Annotated in this window: 1 protein-coding gene; it reads left to right on the top strand. The window is 63.0% G+C overall.

Annotated elements, in window-relative coordinates; translation table 11 throughout:
• Positions 1 to 28: 28 nt before the first annotated feature.
• A partial coding sequence (locus tag GOB87_RS16475) for a carbohydrate porin (RefSeq protein ID WP_242006554.1) occupies positions 29 to 942 on the top strand: 914 nt, incomplete at its 3' end.

Genomic DNA, 942 nt, shown 5'->3' with positions numbered 1-942 from the left:
CCTCCTCACAGGCCTATGCACATCGGCCCTGTTTCTGGGCTGGAGCAGTGCGGCGCGCGCGGACGGTCTCCCACAATCGCAGATCGCACAGGACCGGGCACGCCTTGGAAACTCGACGCCGTTAATCAACCAGACCGACCCGGCCACGGTGCGGGAGTCCATGGCCGCCGCCGAACCGCCCAAAGCCGATAGCGCTGAAAACAAGGACGATTTCGACGCCTCCGACAAACTGCTGGGCGACCCGTGGGGCGCACGTTCATGGCTGGCAAGGCACGGCATCACCATCGACATTCAGGAAGTGGATGAACTGTGGGGCAACGCCACCGGCGGCACGCCTTCACAGGCCGATGGCAACGCGGCCTGGGGCGGCGACGGCCACGGTTCGGGCACGGGCGCGGCCTATGACGGCGTGACCATGCCCACCCTGCAGATCGATACCGAGAAGCTGTTCGGCCTGCATGGCGGCCTGTTCAATGTCAGCGCGCTGCAGATCCGCGGACGTTCGATGTCGCAGGATCATCTGGGTGTGTTCAACCCCGCTTCAGGCTTCGAAGCCGACCGTTCCACGCGCCTGTTCGAGTTGTGGTACCAGCAATCTTTCCTGCACGATAAACTCGATATCAAAATCGGCCAGCAGGATCTCGACACCGAATTCCTGATCTCCGATTACGGCGCGCTGTATCTCAACTCCAATTTCGGCTGGCCGATGGCGCCATCCGCCAATCTCTACGCAGGCGGTCCGTCCTGGCCCCTCGCCTCGCCCGCCGTGCGCATTCGCTATCGTCCCACCGACGGCTTCACCTTCATGTTCGCCGCCGCCGACGACAATCCGCCGGGCAACAAGAACAACTCGTTCGGCATCCAGAACGGCGGCAACTCGGCCGATCCCACCAACCAGAATACGAACAACGAGAACGGCGCCAACTTCAACATGGGCACCGG

This window comes from Acetobacter estunensis, from assembly GCF_011516945.1.
Taxonomy (GTDB): domain Bacteria; phylum Pseudomonadota; class Alphaproteobacteria; order Acetobacterales; family Acetobacteraceae; genus Acetobacter; species Acetobacter estunensis.
Note: the sequence above shows the minus strand (reverse complement) of the source record. Positions and strands in the feature narration are given on the sequence as shown.